Origin of the sequence: Microbacterium sp. C7(2022), from assembly GCF_028823665.1 — a bacterium.
Taxonomy (GTDB): domain Bacteria; phylum Actinomycetota; class Actinomycetes; order Actinomycetales; family Microbacteriaceae; genus Microbacterium.
This window is the reverse complement of record NZ_JAPEHV010000082.1, coordinates 1-236: the sequence shown is the minus strand read 5'-3', so window position 1 is coordinate 236 and position 236 is coordinate 1. Positions and strand designations below refer to the sequence as shown.

Sequence of the window (236 nt, the reverse complement as noted above, 5' to 3'; positions counted from 1 at the left end):
TAACTAGATGACATATATACCCTTTTGATATCATCTTCCTCACCTTGAAATAGGAGATAAATTTACCTTTTGGTGCCCCAACATTGCCTTCCCATTCAAGACTACCTCATTTGGAAAGTGGAAGTACACTCTCTTAGTTCAGCAATCCACGGTGGCATAGCAAGAAGCTAACCAATCCATACCCATTATAACATCAAATTCCACCATTTCTAGCTCAATAAGGTCAGCCAATGTGT

At 39.4% G+C, this 236-nt stretch carries 1 protein-coding gene; it reads right to left on the bottom strand.

The window, feature by feature from the left end; translation table 11 throughout:
* Positions 1 to 138: 138 nt before the first annotated feature.
* A complete protein-coding gene (locus ON062_RS14075; protein ID WP_368859993.1) occupies positions 139 to 231 on the bottom strand; it encodes a hypothetical protein in 93 nt (30 codons plus the stop codon).
* Positions 232 to 236: the final 5 nt, after the last annotated feature.